General features: G+C 74.0%; 15 protein-coding genes. 7 read left to right on the top strand and 8 right to left on the bottom strand.

What is annotated here, in order from left to right; all coding sequences use genetic code 11:
* Positions 1-104 precede the first annotated feature (104 nt).
* A complete protein-coding gene (locus ACQEVU_RS40150) occupies positions 105-332 on the top strand; it encodes a DUF397 domain-containing protein (RefSeq protein WP_433333177.1) in 228 nt (75 codons plus the stop codon).
* Here the strand turns inward: ACQEVU_RS40150 and ACQEVU_RS40155 are convergent.
* The 4 genes from ACQEVU_RS40155 to ACQEVU_RS40170 form a co-directional block, all read right to left on the bottom strand.
* A complete protein-coding gene (locus tag ACQEVU_RS40155; protein WP_433333179.1) occupies positions 307-513 on the bottom strand; it encodes a hypothetical protein in 207 nt (68 codons plus the stop codon). The genes ACQEVU_RS40150 and ACQEVU_RS40155 overlap by 26 nt on opposite strands.
* Before the next feature lie 109 nt (positions 514-622).
* On the bottom strand, positions 623-3,124 hold the full coding sequence (locus ACQEVU_RS40160; RefSeq protein ID WP_433333181.1) for a DEAD/DEAH box helicase: 2,502 nt from the start codon (positions 3,122-3,124) through the stop codon (positions 623-625).
* Positions 3,121-3,768 carry a tRNA (guanosine(46)-N7)-methyltransferase TrmB gene (gene trmB, locus ACQEVU_RS40165; RefSeq protein WP_433333183.1) on the bottom strand — a complete coding sequence of 216 codons (648 nt, stop codon included), beginning with the start codon at positions 3,766-3,768 and terminating at the stop codon, positions 3,121-3,123. The genes ACQEVU_RS40160 and trmB overlap by 4 nt, the downstream gene beginning before the upstream one ends.
* A 54-nt stretch (positions 3,769-3,822) precedes the next feature.
* Positions 3,823-4,665 (bottom strand): LysR family transcriptional regulator, encoded by an 843-nt coding sequence (locus tag ACQEVU_RS40170; RefSeq protein WP_433333185.1) that lies wholly within the window; start codon positions 4,663-4,665, stop codon positions 3,823-3,825.
* 72 nt (positions 4,666-4,737) lie between these two features.
* On the opposite strand from ACQEVU_RS40170, the gene metE reads away from it, so the two are divergent.
* The 4 genes from metE to ACQEVU_RS40190 all read left to right on the top strand — a co-directional run bounded on the left by metE (position 4,738) and on the right by ACQEVU_RS40190 (position 10,562).
* The gene (metE, locus tag ACQEVU_RS40175; protein ID WP_433333187.1) at positions 4,738-6,879 is read left to right on the top strand and encodes a 5-methyltetrahydropteroyltriglutamate--homocysteine S-methyltransferase; all 2,142 of its coding nucleotides are present in this window, start codon (positions 4,738-4,740) and stop codon (positions 6,877-6,879) included.
* 4 nt (positions 6,880-6,883) lie between these two features.
* Positions 6,884-7,378 carry a cupin domain-containing protein gene (locus tag ACQEVU_RS40180; RefSeq protein ID WP_433333189.1) on the top strand — a complete coding sequence of 165 codons (495 nt, stop codon included), beginning with the start codon at positions 6,884-6,886 and terminating at the stop codon, positions 7,376-7,378.
* Positions 7,379-9,043: 1,665 nt separating this feature from the next.
* Entirely contained in the window at positions 9,044-9,733 is a 690-nt protein-coding gene (locus ACQEVU_RS40185) for a suppressor of fused domain protein (RefSeq protein WP_433333191.1), read from the top strand.
* Positions 9,734-9,743: 10 nt separating this feature from the next.
* Positions 9,744-10,562, top strand: coding sequence for a hypothetical protein (locus ACQEVU_RS40190; RefSeq protein WP_433333193.1), 819 nt, complete (start codon positions 9,744-9,746; stop codon positions 10,560-10,562).
* A 24-nt stretch (positions 10,563-10,586) separates the two neighbouring features.
* Here ACQEVU_RS40190 and ACQEVU_RS40195 read toward each other — a convergent pair whose 3' ends face one another.
* From ACQEVU_RS40195 to ACQEVU_RS40210, 4 genes are all read right to left on the bottom strand, one after another.
* On the bottom strand, positions 10,587-11,114 hold the full coding sequence (locus ACQEVU_RS40195) for a YbhB/YbcL family Raf kinase inhibitor-like protein (protein ID WP_433333195.1): 528 nt from the start codon (positions 11,112-11,114) through the stop codon (positions 10,587-10,589).
* A gap of 66 nt (positions 11,115-11,180) precedes the next feature.
* Positions 11,181-13,049, bottom strand: coding sequence for a DUF2207 family protein (locus tag ACQEVU_RS40200; protein ID WP_433333197.1), 1,869 nt, complete (start codon positions 13,047-13,049; stop codon positions 11,181-11,183).
* Positions 13,050-13,059: 10 nt separating this feature from the next.
* The gene (locus ACQEVU_RS40205) at positions 13,060-13,626 is read right to left on the bottom strand and encodes a LemA family protein (protein WP_433333199.1); all 567 of its coding nucleotides are present in this window, start codon (positions 13,624-13,626) and stop codon (positions 13,060-13,062) included.
* 69 nt (positions 13,627-13,695) lie between these two features.
* Positions 13,696-15,147 (bottom strand): aminopeptidase P family protein, encoded by a 1,452-nt coding sequence (locus ACQEVU_RS40210; RefSeq protein WP_433333201.1) that lies wholly within the window; start codon positions 15,145-15,147, stop codon positions 13,696-13,698.
* 69 nt (positions 15,148-15,216) lie between these two features.
* Between ACQEVU_RS40210 and asnB the strand changes: the two genes are divergently transcribed.
* The gene (asnB, locus tag ACQEVU_RS40215) at positions 15,217-17,199 is read left to right on the top strand and encodes an asparagine synthase (glutamine-hydrolyzing) (RefSeq protein WP_433333203.1); all 1,983 of its coding nucleotides are present in this window, start codon (positions 15,217-15,219) and stop codon (positions 17,197-17,199) included.
* Positions 17,200-17,210: 11 nt separating this feature from the next.
* Positions 17,211-18,314: an AAA family ATPase gene (locus ACQEVU_RS40220; RefSeq protein WP_433333205.1), complete on the top strand. Its 1,104-nt coding sequence runs from the start codon at positions 17,211-17,213 to the stop codon at positions 18,312-18,314.
* Positions 18,315-18,317 lie beyond the last annotated feature (3 nt).

The following is an 18,317-nucleotide window of genomic DNA, read 5'->3' on the forward strand; positions in this document are numbered from 1 at the left end:
GCTAACCGAATTCATCGAGTGTCATACATCGATTTCTCCCCTATCCTGAACATGGGGATAAGATTGGCGATTGCCGATCTTAACGGGGTGGGGCTGGAGGCATCGTGTCACGAACCAACGGGGCCGAGATCCGCTGGCGCAAGAGCTCGCGCAGCGCATGGGACAACTGCGTGGAGGTGGCCCGGCTCGCCGAGGGCGTACTCGTCCGCGATTCGAAGGACCCGGACGGCGCGGTGGTCGCCTTCTGCGGCCCCGGTTGGCGGGCGTTCCTGTCCGCGCTCGGCGACGGCGGCTTCGATACGCAGCTCAGCGGGCGGCGGCCCGCCGGATGATCCGCGCGATGGCGGCGGCGATGCCGGCGACGCGGGTGCGCCGGCGGCTTCGTTGCCGGGCCGGCACGACCAGGACGCCGTCGACTTCGGCTCTCGGGGTCGGCGTGCGCTCGCGCACGTCGGCCGACTCGGTCAGGTCCAGGTGCTCCGGCGCTCGCCGCGGTTCGGCGGAACCGACCATCGACCTGCTCCTCTCTGCCCGCGTCACCGCGACGCACACCGCGGGGAGCCGGCAGCGAGGCGGTGCGCCACCGAACTGGCGGCGCACACCCTGCTGACGGACGGGTCAGCTAGGCGGGGCCGACGGAGAGCACGCGGACGGCCGCGGCGCCCTGGGCGTCGGACTCGGCGAGGTCGACCTCCGCGACGATTCCCCAGTCGCGGTCGCCCTCCGGGTCGTCGAAGATCTGGCGCACGTGCCAGCGGTCCGGCTTCTGCTCGATGACGAGCAGGGCCGGGCCCCGGGCGTCGGGGCCGACGCCCAGCGAGTCGTACTCCTCGAAGTACCCCTCGATCGCGTCCTGCCAGGCGTCGGCGGTGAAGCCGTGCTCGCCGTCGAGCTCGCCGAGCTCGTCGAAGCGGCGCAGCGCGGCCAGCTCGACGCGGCGGAACAGCGCGTTGCGCACCAGGACGCGGAACGCGCGCACGTTGCGGGTGACCGCCGGCGGGCGCTCGTCGCGGACCGCCACCGGCTCGTCGGTGGGGTTGCGCAGCCGCTCCCACTCGTCGATGAGGCTGGAGTCGACCTGGCGCACGAGCTCGCCGAGCCACTCGATGAGGTCCGTGAGCTCCTCGGTGCGCGCGTCCTCGGGGACCGTCTGGCGCACGGCCTTGTAGGCGTCGGCGAGGTACCGCAGGACGAGCCCCTCCGAGCGCGACAGCTGGTAGAACCCGACGTACTCGACGAACGTCATCGCGCGCTCGTACATGTCGCGGACCACGGACTTCGGCGACAGGGCGTAGTCGGCGACCCACGGGTGGCCCTGCTTGTACAGGTGGTACGCGTTGTCGAGCAGGTCGACGAGGGGCTTCGGGTGGGTGACGTCCTCGAGCAGCTCGAGGCGCTGCTCGTACTCGATGCCCTCCGACTTCATCGCCGCGACCGCCTCGCCGCGGGCCTTGAACTGCTGCGCCGACAACACCTGCCGCGGGTCGTCCAATGTGGACTCGATGACGGACAGCACGTCGAGGGCGTAGGCGGGGGCCTCGCGGTCGAGCAGCTCGATCGCGGCGAGGGCGAACGGCGACAGCGGCTGGTTGAGCGCGAAGTCCATCTGCAGGTCGACGGTGAGGCGCACGCGGCGGCCCTCCTCGTCGGGCTCGTCGAGCTGCTCGACGACGCCGCCGGCCAGCAGCGCGCGGTAGATGGCGATCGCGCGGCGGATGAGGCGGCGCTGGGCGTGGACGTCCTCGTGGTTCTGGGTCAGCAGGTGGCGCATCGCGGCGAACGCGTCGCCGGGGCGGCTGATGACGTTGAGCAGCATCGCGTGCGAGACCTGGAAGCTCGACTTCAGCGGCTCCGGCTCGGCCTCGACGAGCCGCTCGAACGTCGGCTTGCCCCAGCCGATCGAGCCCTCCGGCGGCTTCTTGCGCACCACCTTGCGCCGCTTCTTCGGGTCGTCGCCGGCCTTGGCCAGGGCGCGCTCGTTGTCGATGACGTGCTCGGGCGCCTGCACGACGACGGTGCCGATGGTGTCGAACCCGGCCCGGCCCGCCCGGCCGGCGATCTGGTGGAACTCCCGGGCGTACAGCAGCCGGGTCTTCTGCCCGTCGTACTTCGACAGCGCCGTGAACAGCACCGTGCGGATCGGCACGTTGATGCCGACGCCCAGGGTGTCGGTGCCGCAGATGACCTTCAGCAGGCCGGCCTGGGCGAGGGTCTCGACGAGGCGGCGGTACTTCGGCAGCATCCCCGCGTGGTGCACCCCGATCCCGTGGCGCACGAGCCGCGACAGCGTCTTGCCGAAGCCGGCGGTGAAGCGGAAGTTGCCGATCGTCTCGGCGATCATGTCCTTCTCGGCGCGGGTCGACACGTTGACGCTCATGAGCGCCTGCGCCCGCTCCAGGGCGGCGGCCTGCGTGAAGTGCACGATGTAGACGGGGGCCTGCCGGGTGCTCAGCAGCTCCTCGATCGTCTCGTGCAGCGGGTCCATGGAGTAGGTGAACATCAGCGGTACCGGCCGCTCGGCGTTCTTCACCACCGCCGTCGAGCGCCCGGTGCGCCGCGTCAGGTCGTCGGTGAACCGCGTGACGTCGCCGAGCGTGGCCGACATGAGCACGAACTGGGCCTGCGGCAGCTCGATCAGCGGCACCTGCCAGGCCCAGCCGCGGTCGGGGTCGGCATAGAAGTGGAACTCGTCCATGACGACGATGCCGACGTCGGCCCGGTCGCCGTCGCGCAGTGCGATGTTGGCCAGGATTTCCGCGGTACAGCAGATGATGGGCGCATCCGCGTTGACGCTCGCGTCGCCGGTGAGCATGCCCACGTTCTCGGCGCCGAACATGTCCACCAGCGCGAAGAACTTCTCCGACACCAGCGCCTTGATCGGCGCCGTGTAGAACGTCGTGCGGTCGGTCGCGAGGGCGGCGAAGTGCGCCCCGGCGGCGACGAGGCTCTTGCCGGACCCGGTCGGCGTGTTCAGGATGACGTTCGCCCCGGAGACGATCTCGATGAGCGACTCCTCCTGGTGCGGGTACAGGGTGAGCCCCTGCTCCCCCGCCCACTCGGAGAACGCCTCGAAGACCGCGTCGGGGTCTCCGCCGCGGGGCACGCGCGCAGCAAGGTTCGTCATCGCTTCTCAAACATCAGGTCGAAGGCGGGCCGCCCGGCGCTCATCGCCCGCCGCTCGAACTTCGTCACCGGCCGGTGCTCCGGCCGCGGCGCGAAGCCCTGGTAGCGGTTGACGAGGCCGGGGTCGGCGGCGAGGGTCTCGAGCATCGCCTGCGCGTAGCCGGCGTCGTCGGTGGCGCAGTGCAGCACGCCGCCGGGCCGCAGCCGCTCGCGCAGCAGGGCGACCCGCTCGGGCACGATGAGCCGCCGCTTGTGGTGGCGCGCCTTGGGCCACGGGTCGGGGAAGAACACGTGCACCGCGGCCAGGCTCCCGGCCGGGATGTCGGCCCGCAGCAGGTCGAACGCGTCGACGGCGGCGACCCGCAGGTTGCTCAGCCCGCCCTCGTCGATGAGGTGCAGCAGGTTGGCCACGCCGGGGGTGTGGACCTCGACGGCCAGGTAGCGCCGACCCGGGTCGGCGGCGGCCATCCGCGCGGTGGCCTCCCCCATGCCGGACCCGATCTCCAGCACGTCGACGGCGTCGCCGGGGACGAACGAGTAGCGCTCGGCCAGCCGGTCGAGGGCGTCGTGGTGCCGACCGCTGAGCCGCCCGCGGCGCGGATGATAGGTCCGCACGATGCGCGGCGGCCGGTCGACGGTAAACATGGGACCCCAAGGTTACCCGATCACCCGATTATCCCCATAAGGCCCCTTCGGCGCCTACCGGCGCAGCGCGTCCTGGGCGGCCTGGACCAGGTCCATCACGTCCTCGCCGGCCGTGGCGGCCGACCACACCAGGGCGAAGGTCAGGCGGGGCGGCGGGCCGGCGAGGGGAACGAACCGCACGTCCGGGCGGCGCACGGTGTCGACCAGCAGCTGCGGCACCGGCAGGGCGCCCCGGCCGGCGGCGACGAGGTCCAGGGCGGCGGCCGGGTCGTCGACCGCGTCCGGGGCGAGGCGGGCGCCGTCCGGGACGGCGACGCCGCGGGGCAGCAGCAGGCGGCCGGCGCGGTCGAGGGTGAGCGCCGACGCCGTGGACAGCGGGTCGGCGGCCGGCAGGGCCAGGTGGGTCAGCGGCACGTGGAAGCGGGCGGCGCTGGCGAAGCCCGGCGGGAACGGCGCGCTCATGAGCGCCGCCGCGGCCCGGCCGCGGGTCAGCTCGTCGGTCGCGGCGCGCCAGCCGGCCGGGACCAGCTCGAGGTCGAGGCCCGGCTTGCGGCCGGCGAGGCGGCGCGCGACCCGGGCCGCGAAGCCGCCGGCGACCGGTGCATAAGCGAGGCGAATCGCGGCGGGGGCGGGCACGGCGAGCCGCGCGGCCTCGGCCGCGAAGGCGGTCGCCTGCTCCAGTACGGCCTCGGCGTGCGGCAGCAGGGCGGCGCCCGCCGGGGTCGGGGCGACCTCGCGGCTGGTGCGCTCGAACAGGCGAAGGCCCAGCTCGCGCTCGAGGCGGGCGACGGCCTGGCTGACTGCCGGCTGCGACAGGCCGGCCGCGGCGGCGGCGCGCGAGAACGAGCGGTGCCGCGCCACCAGCGCGAAGCACTCGATGTCCCGCAGCGCCGCCATGGCGACCAGTATCGGGCATTCGCCGGGCTTATCGATCGCGAAAACCGGCCCGTGGGCGGCCACGATCCGCTGGTGACCACCGAGTTTCCCTCCGCGACCGTCCTGGGGTACCCGCGCATCGGGCCCGACCGCGAGCTCAAGCGCGCCCTCGAGGCCTACTGGGCGGGCCGCACCGACCGGGCCGCGCTCGACGAGACCGGGCGCCGGCTGCGCGCGCAGACGTGGCGGCGCCTGCACGAGCTGGGGCTGCGCGGGCCGGGTGCGCTGCCGTCCAACACCTTTTCGCTGTACGACCACGTGCTCGACGCCGCCGTCATGCTCGGCGCGGTGCCGGAGCGCTACCGCGGCGCGGCCGACCCGTACTTCGCGATGGCCCGCGGCGCCGACGGCCTGCCGCCGCTGCGGATGACGAAGTGGTTCGACACGAACTACCACTACATCGTCCCCGAGATCGGGCCGCGCACGGCATTTCGCGCCGATGCCGGCAAGCCCCTCGGCGAGCTCGCGGAGGCGCGGGCGCTCGGCTTCGCGACCCGGCCGGTGCTCCTCGGGCCGGTGACGTTCCTGCGCCTGGCCCAGGCCGCGCCGGGCGCCCCGTCGGGATTCGCACCCCTGGACCGCCTCGACGACCTCCTCGACGTGTACTGCGAGCTGCTGTCGGACCTGGCCCCGCACGCCGAGTGGGTGCAGCTGGACGAGCCGGTCCTCGTCGTGGACGGCGGCTCCCCCGCGGTGCGCCACGCCTACCGCCGCCTCGCCGGGCTGTCGCGGCGCCCGCGGCTGCTCGTCGCGTCCTACTTCGGCGATGCCGGGGACGCGCTGCCCGCGCTCGCCGTGGCGCCCGTGGACGGGGTGGCGGTTGACCTGACACATGGTGTACCGCCAAATCTCGCCCTGTTCGAGGAGCGGGTCGTGGTCGGTGGCGTCGTGTCGGGTCGCTCGGTGTGGCGGACCGACCCGGACGGGGCGCGGGCGCTGCTGGCCGCGGCCGGGGCGACGTCGGTGTCGACGAGCTGCTCGCTGCTGCACGTGCCGTACACGCTGCGGGGCGAGTCGGGCCTGCCGGCCGGCCTCGCCTTCGCGGAGGAGAAGGTCGCCGAGGTCGTCGCGCTGGCCGGCCTGGGCCCGAAGGCCGGTCCGCTGCCGGTGCGGCCGCGCCCGGCCGGTGAGGTGCGGGCCGAGTCGCGCGGGCCGTACGAGGCGCGGGCCGCCGCCCAGCGCGACCTCGGGCTGCCGGACCTGCCGACGACGACGATCGGCTCGTTCCCGCAGACCGGCGAGCTGCGCGCGGCCCGCTCGGCGGTCGCCGCTGGCACGCTGCCGGTCGCGCAGTACGAGGAGCGCATCGCCGCCGAGATCGCCCGCGTGATCGGCGAGCAGGAGGCGCTGGGGCTGGACGTGCTCGTGCACGGGGAGCCGGAGCGCAACGACATGGTGCAGTACTTCGCCGAGCACCTCGACGGGTTCGCGGTCACGCGCAACGGGTGGGTGCAGTCGTACGGCTCACGGTGCACCCGGCCGCCGATCCTGCACGGCGACGTGCGCCGGCCGGCCCCGATCACGGTGCGCTGGGCGACCTACGCGCAGTCGCTCACCGCGCGCCCGGTGAAGGGGATGCTGACCGGCCCGGTGACGATCGTGGCGTGGTCGTTCGTGCGTCCTGACGTACCGCTGCGGGACGTGACGCTGCAGGTGGCCGACGCGGTGCGCGAAGAGGTGCGCGACCTGGAGGCGGCCGGCATCCGCGTCATCCAGGTCGACGAGCCGGCGCTGCGCGAGCTGCTGCCGCTGCGCCGGGAGGACCGGGCGGAGTACCTGGCGTGGGCGGTCGCCGCGTACCGCCGCGCGACGTCGGGCGCCGCGGACGCGACGCAGATCCACACGCACCTGTGCTACAGCGACGCGGCCGAGGTGCTGTCGGCCATCGACGCGCTGGACGCGGACGTGACGAGCATCGAGGCCGCCCGCTCCGGGTTCGCGGTGCCGGCGTTCGAGCGGGGCATCGGCCCCGGGGTGTACGACATCCATTCCCCGCGGATCCCGGACGAGGCCGAGGTGGCGGCGCGGCTGCGGCAGGCCCTGGCGGCGGTACCGCCCTCACGACTGTGGGTGAATCCGGACTGCGGCCTGAAGACGCGCACGTACGAGGAGGTGCGCGCGGCCCTGACGAACGTCGTCGGGGCGGCGGTGGCGGTGCGCCGGTCCGTAAAGTGAGGGAATGTCGTATCCACCACCGAGGTACCACGGCGAGGGCGGCGAGCTCAACGCGACGTACCGCCCCGCCGGCACCCCCGCGGAGTTCACGTACGCCAGCGGCAACACGGTGCACTACCTGGCGACCGGCGCGAGCACCAACGGCCAGTTCGGCCTGTACCGCTGGGTGATGGGCCCGCAGCCGAGCGGCCCGGACCCCCACTTCCACCGCTCGATCTCCGAGTCGTTCTTCATCCTGAGCGGCTCGGTGCGCATCTACGACGGCCGGCGCTGGATCGACACCGAGCCCGGCGACTTCGTCCACGTCCCGGAGGGCGGCGTGCACGCGTTCCGCAACGAGTCCGGCGCCCCCGCGGAGATGCTGCTGCACTTCGCGCCGGGCGCCCCGCGGGAGGCGTACTTCGAGGGCCTGCCACGCTTGAAGGACATGCCCGACGACGAACGCGCCGCGTTCATGCTGGAGCACGACACGTTCTGGATCGCCGGTGACGGCCGGTGACGGGAAACTACGCTGCGTCGCCGGATCGGCGGCCGATTTTTCCGGGTCGGGTAGCGTAGGTGAGACCGGTGCCGCCGCCGCCCGGGGTGTCCTTTGCTCGGTCCAGCGGGGTCACGACGACGGCCGGCAGCCCGGAGACGACGACGGCGTGATCAAGCCCTGAGCCACGCGCGCGCACCAGCCGCGTGACGCTCCGGTTTGTGTTCGGTAAGGCTTGGAATCGGGGCTCGCTGCGGCCGTTCAAGGGCGGCGCGCTCCCGGAGGACCATGGCGTGGCGAGTGCCTGGTCGCGCGCACCGCGAGGGGCAGGCGGCGTGCTTCGTCGGCGCCGGCCCAGGCGGGCGCTCAAGGGCGGCGGCGGGCGACGCGCTCCCGGAGGCCCGTGGCGAGGCGCGCGGCGCGAAGGCGAGGCGCGCAGCGCGAAGGCGAGGCGCGCAGCGAGTGCCTGGTCGCGCGCACCGCGAGGGGCAGGCGGCGTGCTTCGTCGGCGCCGGCCCAGGCGGGCGCTCAAGGGCGGCGGCGGGCGACGCGCTCCCGGAGGCCCGTGGCGAGGCGCACGGCGCGAAGGCGAGGCGCGCGGCGAGTGCCGCGTGGCGCGACGGCGAGGCGCGTGGCGCGCACTGCGAGGGGCAGGCGGCGTGCTTCGTCGGCGCCGGCGCACCTGGCGGCCGGCCATGGCCGGCGATCAAAGGGCGGCGCGCTCCCGGACCCGCGTGGCGAGTCGAGCGGCGCGCGTGCCTGGGCGCGCCGGGCGAGTCGCACGCGGCGCGCTACCGGACCGCCCCGCCCGGCGCGTGGCAGGCGGCGCGCTCCCCCGGCGGCGGGGGCAGCCGGCACGCGCGGCAGCCAGCCGCGCGGACGTCATGGGGTGCGGTGTCGGAGGCCTCCGGGCGGGCGGTCCCCGCGGCCGATCCGGCATTCGTCCCCGAGCACGTCGGGGGCTCGTCGACCGCAGCCTGGCAGCAGGCCGCGGGGACCGGCCAGGCGAGGGGTCGTCCGCGGCCCAGCGGCGGCCTCCGACGAGCCGACGAAACACCCGCCGACCAGGCAAGAATCACCGCAGCCCAGGCGCGGGCGGACTCCGAACGAGCCGACGAAACACCCGCCGACCAGGCAAGAATCACCGCGGCCGGACTCCGAACGAGCCGACGAAACGCCCGCCGACCAGGCAAGGATCGCCGCGGCCCAGAACCGGCCAGGCTCCGAACGAGCCGACGAAGCACCCGCCGCCGTCGCCGGATGACGCGGGCGGACCGCCCGCGAGCCGCGCCCGAACGAAGGCGGCGACCGGCCGCGAGCGCCGCCGAACGCCGCGACGGGCGCGCGGAGGCGGCAACGGCAAGGCAGCGCCCCCGGAGAAACCGAAGAAACCGGAGAAAGAGGCAGCGTGCCGGGGCTGTGTGGCGACGGCGGCTGCGGACGGCCGAAACACCCGCCGCCGTCGCCGGATGACGCGGGCGGACCGCCCGCGAGCCGCGCCCGAACAAAGGCGGCGACCGGCCGCGAGCGCCGCCGAACGCCGCGACGGGCGCGCGGAGGCGGCAACGGCAAGGCAGCGCCCCCGGAGAAACCGAAGAAACCGGAGAAAGAGGCAGCGTGCCGGGGCTGTGTGGCGACGGCGGCTGCGGACGGCCGCGCCGAGCGGAGCGCGCTAGGCTCCCGAGCGTGACCGAGGGCAGCGGGTACCTGTACCACCAATCACAACACGACGGGTTCGTGGCCGCCGAGCCGCTGCGGGACGAGGTCGCCGCCGCGATCGATCGGCACGTCGAGGAGTTCTTCGGGCCGGTCGAGTTCGTGTGGCACGAGATCGCGTCGCATCTCATCCAGGCGCACGTGTACGTCGTCGAGCCGACCGAGCGGCGGCCGTACCGCACGCTGATGACGGTCGGCATGAGTGCGCTGCCGATGCGGGTGCCCGACGGGCACGAGGTCTCGCCGTTCGCGGAGCTCATGATCGCCCTGCCGGCCGACTGGCCGCTGAGCGACGCGTCGATTCGGGACGAACGGTACGGGTGGCCGGTGCGCGTGCTCAAGGAGGTGGCCCGGCTGCCGTTCCAGTACGGCACGTGGATCGGCGAGTGGCACTCGGTGCCCAACGGCGACCCGGCCGAGCCGTACGCGCAGGGGGTGCCGTTCGCCGGCGTCGTGGTCACGCCGATGCTGCGGGTGCCGGCCGAGGCGCGCACGATCGACGCCGGGGGCGGGACCACGATCGACCTGCTCGCGCTCGTACCCCTGCACCCGGCCGAGGTGGCGCTCAAGGTCCAGCGGGGCACGGACGCGCTCATCGAGGTCATGGACCGGGGCCGGGTGACCGAGCTGCTGGACCCCGCCCGGCCGTCGCTGGTGTAGGCGGGCGGCCGTGTTCCGGATCACCACCGACTACGACGAGGACGAGCAGCCGGACGACGACCTGCTGTACATCCTCATGGACGCCCTGGCCTCGTCGCACAGCCGGACGGCGACCGTCGAGGAGGTGGGCGGGCGGCGGCGGGTCATGCAGATCGTGGCCGCGGCCGACCGGTCGTACTCGGTGCGCCACTGCGAGCACGGGGTCGACGGGCTCGACATCCTCGCCGCCCACCAGCTCGTCCGGCACTGCCTGCGCGCCGGCGGCGACTGGGAGGCGGCGCTGGCCTCGCCCGCGTGCCGGGTCGTGCCGGAGGACTACGCCGGGACGGGGCTGACGCTGGCCCGCGCGTTCCTCGACGCGGCGAGGAAGCAGCCGCGGCCGGGGGTGCTGCCGATGTACGTCCAGTGGCACGGCCGCGCCGTGGTCGGCGGCGACACGTGGACGGGGGCGCCGGCCCGCGGGCGGATGGTGGTGCGGGTGGTGGCCCGCGACCGGCGCCACGGGCACGGGCTCGAGATCCGCGCGCCGCGGGGGCGCGTCGACGGGGCGCCGAGCGTGCAGCTGTGGCCGCGTGAGGACGGCGAGGAGCACATGCTCGAGTACGAGGCGGCCGACGGGCTCCTGCAGCTCACCAACGTCTACACCGAGGTCGTCGCCGGGCGGGAGCGGGTCGGGCGCTGGGAGGGCAACGCGGCGATGGCGCCGGAGATCGTCTCGCCGCGGCGGCGGGTGTACCGCTGCAACCACGCCGAGACCGGGCCGCCGACCTTCGGCGACCTGGTCCTCGCCATCGAGCTCTTCGATGACGAGGACCAGACCTGGACGTAAAGAGAAAAAAGTAAGAAACGAGGCTCAGAAGCCGAACGACGACACGAGGATCGCGCGGGCCAGGGTGTGTGCGGTCACGTTGAAGCCGACCACGTTGGCCGACGCGTCGGCGTCGACGCCGAGGGACTCGACGTCCAGGGCGTGGACGACGAAGAAGTACCGGTGCGGGGCGTCCTGCTTCGGCGGCGCGGCGCCGCCGAAGTCGCGGGTGCCGTAGTCGTTGCGGGCGTGGATGGCCTCGTCCGGCATCCCGTCCTTGTCGCCGGTGCCGGCGCCGGTGGGCAGCTCCGTCGCCTCGACCGGCACGTCGTAGACGATCCAGTGCCAGAACCCGCCGCCGGTCGGGGCGTCGGGGTCGTAGCAGGTCACCGCGAAGCTCTTGGTCTCCGCCGGGAACCCGGACCAGGCCAGGTGGGGCGAGGTGTTGCCGCGCTCGTAGACCTGGGCGTCGGGCAGCGTGCCGCCGTCGGTCAGGTCCTCACTGGTCAAGCTGAACGCCGGCACCGCGGGCAGGAAGTCGTACGGCGACGGCGAGCGCGGACGGTCGGTCATGCGCAATCTCCTAGTGACGAGTCGAGGCGCTCCTACGGGCATCCTCTTACCCAACGACCGGGACACTCAAGTGAGGCGGTCCAGGGCAAGCCCGAGCAGCCACACCAGATGGGGCTGGTGCACGGGGGCCGTAGTGCGCTGTTCGATGCTCACGACCGTGCTCCCGCGCCGCCCGACCGCCCACTGGCCGGAGGCGAACGCCTCGTCCCCGGCGCCCGGGACCGGCCGGCCGCCGCGGTGGGCGCGGATCGCCAGCTCCGCCGCCTCGCCGACGGCCACCGCGACGACGAGCGTGGCGCCGTCGGCCGCCCGGAACTCCGCCATGCTCATCGGGCCGACCGCGACCGCGGGGGCGGGCACCAGCGTCACCGGCCGGCCCAGCACCCGGCCCGCCTCGTCGGCGCTGACGAGGTCGCCGACCGCGACCCGGGCCGGGCGCACCGCGGTGGCCAGGGCCGGCGCGCCCGCGCTCATCGCCTTCTGGATGAGCTGGTCGGTGTTCTCGTCGCCGTACGACTGCGAGCGCGACCGCGCGGTGGACTCGACCCGCAGGCTCAGCACCCGCCTAGTCCAGCGCCGCGCGGTGATCGTCACCACGGCGCCGGGCGGGGCGCCGCGGGCGAGGTCGGTCGGGCACGCCCAGGCGGTCGTCCGGTCGGCGGTGCCGTCGTCGACGGCGAGGTAGTCCAGCACCGGAATGGCGGGCGAGTCCTCGCCCTGGCTGCGGGTCTTCCACGTCTGCGTCCAGAGCACCTCGCCGGTCAGCGTGACCGGGGTGAGCAGGTCCACGACGGTGCCGATGAGGGTGTACCCCCCGTAGAGCAGCGTCAGCATCACCAGCGCGCGCAGCACGTCCGTGCGGCCGAGGCTCACCGCGATGTCGTTCGCGCGCACGAGCAGCACGGTCAGGGCGACGGCGGCGAGCGCCTTGACGATCAGCCGGGCGGGCTTCTGCCCGTACCGGGGGAACAGGCTGGGGTAGGTGACCCGGACGCGGTGCCAATGACTGGGCCCAGTGCCGCCGAAGGACGACCACACCTTGCGGCGGTTGCCCATGCCGAGGTCGATCACGGCGGCGCAGACGCGGGTCGCCCCGACGGCGTCGCCGTAGGACAGGTAGCGGTCCCAGACGGCCACCGCGGCCGGCGGCAGGTCGGCGAAGCTCTCGTGGGCCCGCAGGAACGCCTTGAGCCCGAGCCAGCGCGCGGCGGCGGCGCGGCCCTCGGGCGTGTCGCGCTCGCCGCGGGCCTTCCCGGCGACGCCGCCGAGCGCGCACCACATGATGATGGTCGCGATGACGGCGAACACGTAGCCGCCGCTGCTGTCGGAGTCGCCGCTGTCGCTGGGGACGCCGTTGCGGGCGGTGTACAGCGCGATGGCCAGGCCCAGGGCGAGCGACGGCAGGGCGGCGACCAGCACGAGCGCGGCGACGACGGCGGGGGAGAAGCGGCGCCGCGACAGGCCCCGCGAGCGGGCGTCGGCGACGATGGCGGCGTCGAGGCGCCGCGTCCAGCCCTTGGCCTGCTCGGCGTCGCGGAACGTGAGCGCGGTCAGCGGCACCATGCCGCCCACCGCCAGGCTCCGGACCCGTTCCAAGATCATGCTCTCGTACGCGTTGAGCCCCGACGGCCGATCCTGCCGGACGTGCACCGTGGTCTGCAGCGGGTCGTTGCCCGGCTGGCGGAACTCGAGGATCTTGCGGGCGGCGAGGTCAATCAGCGTCGACTCGGCGGCGTCCACGGTCAGCTCCCACCGGCCGGTGATCAGGCTGACCACGGCCGGCGACTCGGGGCCGCCGAACTCCTGCGTCGGCGCCGGCGCGGCGACCGGCCGGGGCCGGGTGAACAGCAGCGCGCCCCAGAAGGCGAGCAGCCACACGCCGAGGCCGGCCGCGACGATGCCCGCCTCGACGACGAGCGCCGGGTCGATATCCATGATCGGCCCGTCAGAACCGGACGTTCACGTCGGCGCGCTCGCCGGCGGCGGCCTCGAAGTACGGCCGCGCGCGGAAGCCGCCGATGCCCGCGATCAGGTTCGAGGGCAGCGTCTGCGTCCGCTGGTTGTAGGTCTGCACGGCGCTGTTGTAGAACTGCCGCGCGTACGCGATCTTCTCCTCGGTGTTGCCCAGCTCGCCCTGCAGCTGCAGGAAGTTCTGGTTCGCCTTGAGCTGCGGGTAGGCCTCGGCGAGGGCGAACAGCCGGCCCAGCGCCTGGGTCAGCTGCCCCTCGGCCTGGGCCTGGGCGGCCGGGCCGGCGGCGGTGGCGCCCGCGGCGGCGTTGCGGGCGGCGACGACCGACTCCAGGGTGCCGCGCTCGTGGGCGGCGTACCCCTTCACGGTCTCCACCAGGTTGGGGATCAGCGAGTGGCGGCGCTTGAGCTGCACGTCGATCTGCGCCCACGAGGCGTCGACCTGGGTGCGGGCCTTGACCAGCGCGTTGTAGGTCGCCGCGGCCCACCACAGCAGGACGACGACGACCAGGACGGCGGCGCCGAGCACGATCAGTCCAGTCATGGCCGCATGGTGGCCGCCGCATATGACGGGGACGATGAACAGTCGCCGATCCGACAGCTTTCGCGGTATCTACGGCAGCTGGTACGGCTCCGCGCGCCGCGCCGCGAGCCAGGACTCGACGTCGTCGGCGCTTCGGGGCAGGCCGTCGGACAGGTTGCGGGCGCCGGTCGGGGTCACCAGCACGTCGTCCTCGATGCGCACGGCCAGGCCGTGCAGCTCGGTCGGGACCAGGTCGTCCTCCGGCTGGAAGTACAGCCCGGGCTCCACCGTCAGCACGTAGCCGGCGTCCAGGTGGCCCTCGCGGTAGCGCTCCTTGCGGGCGTGGGCGCAGTCGTGCACGTCGAGGCCGAGCATGTGCCCGAAGCCGTGCAGGGTCCACCGGCGGTACAGGATGCTCTCGGGGTCCAGCGCCTCCTCGAGGCCGGCCTTGAGCACGCCCAGGCCGATCAGGCCCTCGGCCAGCACTCGCATGCAGGCCTGGTGCACGTCGTCGAAGGCGACGCCGGGCCGGATGGCGTCGATGCCGGCCTGCTGGGACCGGAAGACGAGGTCGTACACCTCCCGCTGCAGCGGCGTGAACGTCCCCGACACGGGCACGGTCCGGGTCACGTCGGCGGTGTAGAGGTTGCGGTTCTCCACGCCCATGTCCATGAGCAGCAGCTCGCCCGGGCGGGTCGTCCCGTCGTTGCGCGTCCAGTGCAGGATCGCCGCGTGCGCGCCGGCGCCGACGATCGAGCCGTAGCCGACGTCGTTGCCGTCGTGGCGGGCCCGCAGCCCGAAGACGCCCTCGACGAGCCGCTCGCTGACGGGCCGGTCGGCCGGCAGCGCCCGGGCCGCGTCCTCGAAGCCGCGCACGGTGACGTCGATCGCGTCCTGCAGCTGCTCGAGCTCCCACGCGTCCTTGACCAGCCGCAGCTCCGACAGGACCCGGGCCAGCTCCTGGTCGCGCTCCGGCGCCGTGGCCCGCACCCGCTCGTCGACGGCCGGGTCGTAGCCGCGCAGCACCCGGGTGCGCCCCGGGGCGGCGTCGTCGAGCGCCGCGGCGAGCTCGTCGAGGTGCGCGGTCTGCACCTGCAGCTCGAGGGCCCGCTCGGGCAGCGTCGCGCGGCGGCCGATCCACAGCTCGCCGTGGTTGCGGTCCGTGAAGAACTCGTCGGTGTCGCGCGGCGAGCGGGGGCGCACGTACAGGGTCGCGTCGTGGCCGCCCTCGGTCGGGCGCAGCACGAGGACCGACTCGGGCCCGTGCTCGCCGGTCAGCCACACGTGCTCGGTGCCGGGCCGGAAGCGGTGGTAGGTGTCGTTGGAGCGGACCCGCTCCACACCCGCCGGGATGACCAACGTCTCACCCGGGAAGGCGTGGGACAGCTCGGCCCGGCGCTTGGCGTGGTCGGGCGCCTCGACCCGCGGGGAGACCTCCAGGGGCGCGTCCCGCCAGCCCGCGCGCATGAACTCGCGGAACCGTTCGGGGAACTCCGGGTCGTGCGACTGGCTACCGGCTGACGCCTGACCCGTTGCATCCATGCTGACGCCGCTCCTTCGCCGCGAATTCGTGCTCCACCTGGCACGGTACCCCGTGCGAGGATGCAAGCCATGGCGGGTCTTCTCACGTTCGTCAGCGCGCGGGGCGGCGCGGCGGCGCACCGGGATGCGATCGCCGACGCGCTCGGGCTGATGCGCCACCGCGGCCCCGACGAGGAGCGGGTCGTCGCGACGGACGACGTCGTGTTCGGCGCCGAGCGGCTCGCGATCACCGACCGCGACGGCGGGCGGCAGCCGCTGTCCTACCCGCCGTCCGGCGTGACCGCCGGGCGGTACCTCATCGCCCTGGACGGCGCCGTGCACAACGCCGACGAGCTGCGCACCGAGCTCGTCGAGGAGCGCAACGCCGAGTTCGCCACGCTGAGTGAGGCGGAGGTCGTCCTCGCCGCCTACCACCACTGGGGCCCGAGCGCGGTGAGCCGGCTGCGGGGCGCGTTCGCGTTCGTGATCTGGGACTCCTCCGCCCGCCGCGCGTTCGGGGCGCGGGACCCCTTCGGCGTGAAGCCGCTGTACCAGCTGCAGACGCCCGCCGGCGTGTACCTGGCCAGCGAGAAGAAGGCGCTGCTGCCGTTCGTCACCGACCCGTCCGCCGTCGACGCGGTGCGGCTGCAGCACTACCTCACGATGCAGTACGTCCCCGAGCCCGCCACCATGCACCCCGACGTGCGGCGGCTGGGTGCGGGCGAGTCGTTCGTCTACACGCCGGGCGGCCCCCTGGCCAACCGGCGCTACGGCCAGCTGACGTTCCGCCCGGCGGCGGTCAGCGATGAGGACGCCGTCATCCGCCGCATCACCGAGGCGCTGCGCGACAGCGTCCACGCCCACCTGCGCGCCGACGTGCCGGTCGGGGCGTTCCTGTCCAGCGGCATCGACTCGACCGCCATCGTCGCCCTGGCCGCCGAGCGCGACCCGGGCCTGCGCACCTACACCGTCGGCTACGACGCGGTCGGCCCGCAGGCGCAGTACTCCGAGATCGACGTCGCCGAGCAGTCCGCCCGCGCGCTCGGCGTGCCGCTCGACGCGACCGTCGTCACCGCCGCCGACTTCATGCGCGCGCTGCCCCGCATCGTGTGGCACCTCGACGACCCGGTCGCCGACCCGGCCCTGGTGCCGCTGTTCTTCCTCGCCGAGCGGGCCGCCCGCGACGTCACCGTCGTGCTCGGCGGCGACGGCGCCGACGAGCTGTTCGGCGGCTACCCGATCTACCGCGAGCCGCTGTCGCTGTCGAGCGTGAGCCACCTGCCCGACCCGATGCAGCGCGGCCTGCGGGCCGTGTCCCGGGTCATCCCGCAGGGCGTGAAGGGCAAGAGCTTCCTCGAGCGCGGCACCACGCCGATCGAGGAGCGCTACTACGGCAACGCCCGGATCTTCACCGACGAGGAGAAGGCCGCGCTGCTGCGCCGCTTCGAGCCCGACGTGCGCCACACCGACGTCACCGCCCCGGTGTTCAAGGAGGCGGGGGCGCTGGACGACGTCACCACCATGCAGTACATCGACCTCTACACCTGGCTGCGCGGCGACATCCTGGTCAAGGCCGACCGCATGACGATGGCCCACTCGCTGCAGCTGCGCACCCCGTTCCTGGACCGGGCCGTGTTCGACGTCGCCGCGACCCTGCCCAGCGAGCTCAAGGTGCCGCCGCGCTCCCAGGAGACGAAGGCCGCGCTGCGCCGCGCCCTCGTCGGCGTGGTGCCGGAGCCGATCGTGCACCGCAAGAAGCTCGGCTTCCCGGTGCCGATCAAGCCGTGGCTGCGCGGGGAGATGTACGACTGGGCGCAGGGCCTGCTCGACACCTCCGACGCCGGCGACCTGCTCGACCTCGACGTGGTGCGCGGCCTGCTGCGCGCGCACCGCAAGAAGGAGGCCGACCACTCCCGCAAAATCTGGACGGTGCTCGTCTTCTGCGTCTGGCACGCGGTCTTCGTCACCGGCACCATGAGGCCGGGCTATTTCCGTGGTGATGCTTCGCATCGTGATGAAAACCGTGGTGACGACCACGCCGACCTGCGCCGGCACCAGGAGACGCACATCTAGCGTGAGCGGCGATGCTGCTCACGTTCCGGGTCCAGAACTTCCGCTCCGTCCGCGACATCCAGGAGCTGACGCTGCTGGCCACGCCGCCCGACGCGGGCCTCGCCGCGCCGCTGTCGCACGGCGCCTCCCTGTACGTGTCGCCGCTGGCCGGGGTGTTCGGCGCCAACGCCTCCGGCAAGTCCACGATCCTGCGGGCCCTGGGCACGCTGCGCTCCCTGGCCGCGACCAGCAGCGACGCCCGCGACGCCGCCCGCCGCTTCGAGCCGTTCCGCCTCGACCCGGCCGCGCGGCTGCTGCCGACCCGCTTCGAGGCCGAGTTCCTCGCCGGCGGCGTGCGCCACGTGTGGGGCTGCGCCTACAAGCAGGGCGAGGTCGTCGCCGAGTGGCTGCACGCCTACGGGCGGGACCGGCGCCAGGTGTGGTACGAGCGGGACCGGGCCGGCGTGCGCACCCTGCCGCAGGTGCGCCTGGAGGCCCTCGCCATCGCGGTCGCCGCCGACCCGTCGACCACGCTGCTGGCCCTCGGCTCCGACGCGGGCCACACGTTCCTGGCCCCGGTGGCCAAGGCCCTCGCCGCCATCACCCCGGTCCGGGTCGCCCCCGGCACCCGCATGGTGAACGACCTCGAGCACCTCGCCCCCCGCTGGAGCGACGAGCTGACCCTGCTGCTGTCCCGGGCCGGCCTCGGCATCGCCGGCGTCGAGTCCGGCGGCGAGGGCATGCGCCTGGTCCACGACGCCCGCCTCGGCGCCCAGCCGCTGGGCGCCTACGGCGAGTCCGACGGCACCATCGCCTGGCTCGACCTGCTGGCCGCGCTGCTACCGGCCCTGGACCGCGGCGGCCTGCTCCTCGTCGACGACCTCGACGCCATCCTCCACCCGAGCCTGGCCGCCGAGGCACTGCGCCTGCTGGGCGACCCCCGGCTCAACCCCGGCCGCGCGCAGCTGGTCTTCACCGCCCGCGCCGTGCCCCCCACGATCGCCGAGTCCCAGCGCTGGTACGCCGTGAAGTCCGAGGGCGCCACCCGCCTGGCCCGCGAACCGTCGGGCCCCGGCCTCAGCCCCGGCGAGCTGGCCCACGAGTTGTGGCTGGCGAAGCGCCCGCCGCCCCCGTGATAC

It is taken from the genome of Dactylosporangium sp. CA-139066, assembly GCF_050936175.1.
Lineage (GTDB): Bacteria > Actinomycetota > Actinomycetes > Mycobacteriales > Micromonosporaceae > Dactylosporangium.